The following is a 1,852-nucleotide window of genomic DNA, read 5'->3' on the forward strand; positions in this document are numbered from 1 at the left end:
AGGAAAAATAATACAACCACCATCCTTAGTTATTTTTCATTTAATACCATGTGGATTATTAGGTAATAAATTAATATTATATTTATCTAATAAAACTTGACAAACATTCATTAAAGCACCAATTGTAGTTTCGCTATGAGTATTTTCATATCTTCTTACTTCTTGAACACTACTATCACTAAAATTACAACATATAAATAAATCAAATGCTAAGCAATTTCAAGTTTTTCTTGTTCCACGTGCTGTTGGTATAAAACGATAAAAACAATTAGTAGTAAAATATTCTGCTCATTCATCACCAACAAATTTTTTAAAAATATCTCAATTAAAACCATAATTATTATCACTAAAATTAAGATTATATTTTTTATTTAATTGTGCATAACTACTAATAAATGCCATATTTACTCCTTATTTTTAAAAAAAATTAAAATTTAATTATTAACAAACAAAAATTTAGAAAGGAACATTAAAAATGTTTATATTACCATTTGCTAATCATTTTGATTGAGACAAACACGATTTTAATCAAGATGAATTAAGTTTAAAACAAACAGAAGAATTATTTGCAAAAATAGATGAACAACTATGAAATGAATGTGATAAATCTGAATATAAATCATATAGATTTAGAAAAAGAAAATTAAAAGCAAAAAAAGGTTTATTAAATTATAAACGACGTATTTGTATACATTATAACCCAAAAACACAAAAAAAGGAATTTGTTTCATTGTTAGATAATTATCTTGGTGTTAAAAAATATAGTAAACTTGCACCAAATGTTTTTAAACAAATTTTAAAGTTTTTTGCTGATGGTAAAAAGTATCGTGATGTTTGTGATACTTTTATTGAAGATTTAATAAGTATTAGTACAGTTTGTAGAACATATCAAAAATTTCAATTACCAAAAACTAATATTCCTAAAATCAAATTAGAACCAAATCAAACGTTATATATAAATATTGATGATGGACATCGAAAATTTAAGTTTAATGAAAAACATAATACTAAAAATTGTAAAAAATGTTCTATGAGATTAATAGTATTTTGTACTGGTAAAAAGAAAAATGGAAAATTAATTAATAAAAGAGCAGTTTGTAAAATAAGAGTATCAAAAACAGAAATTGGTGCAGAAAAAACCGCTAAATTAATTGAAAAATATGGTAATTTATATTTTGAAAATTTTGACCAAGCAAATTTAATAGTTTGTGGAGATAGTGCAAAATGAATTAGAAAAACTGCCACAATTTTAAATGCTAAATTTATTTTAGATAAATTTCATGCTTTTCATGTTTTATTTCTTGGCATAATGGCTGGAAGAAGAAAAAATAAAATTGCTAAATTACACTATCAAAATGCAATAAATTTATTTGAAAAAGGTCAATATTATGAATTAATTGATTTTTTGCAATCATTAACTTTGCAATATAAAAAATTAAAAGTTGGTTATTTTATTAACGCAAAAGATGGTGTATTAAACCAAGCATTAGTTGAAAATATTGGTTGTTTTACTGAAACCAATATTAAACAAATTTTAAAGCATATGATTGGTGATAGAACCTATAATATTGATATGTATACAAAAATGGTTAATTTTAAATGCTATCAAATAAATACTGCCATCCAGTTATTATAAATTAATATTTTAAATTTTTAAAAAAAACCAAAAATAAAATAAAACTTATTAAAGTAAACTTTAATAAGAATTTTTGTGTTATAAAAGTAAGTATTATTGTTGACTAATATTTTCTAAGTGTTAAAATTAACTCACAATTGCATATTGAAGTCAAAATTATTCTCGTCTAACTTTATAATTTTAAGACAAATTTGAATATTATTGACAACATCGGTA

The 1,852-nt window shown here is 21.7% G+C and carries 2 protein-coding genes; one reads left to right on the forward strand and one right to left on the reverse strand.

The window, feature by feature from the left end:
• On the reverse strand, positions 1-402 hold a 402-nt coding region (locus tag M0D11_RS05800), incomplete at its 3' end, for a hypothetical protein (RefSeq protein WP_252320940.1).
• A 73-nt stretch (positions 403-475) separates the two neighbouring features.
• On the opposite strand from M0D11_RS05800, the gene M0D11_RS05805 reads away from it, so the two are divergent.
• Positions 476-1,636 (forward strand): Mbov_0401 family ICE element transposase-like protein, encoded by a 1,161-nt coding sequence (locus M0D11_RS05805; protein ID WP_252320942.1) that lies wholly within the window; start codon positions 476-478, stop codon positions 1,634-1,636.
• The last annotated feature ends 216 nt before the right edge of the window (positions 1,637-1,852 follow it).

Source organism: Spiroplasma endosymbiont of Lariophagus distinguendus (assembly GCF_023846195.1).
Lineage (GTDB): Bacteria > Bacillota_I > Bacilli_A > Mycoplasmatales > VBWQ01 > Spiroplasma_E.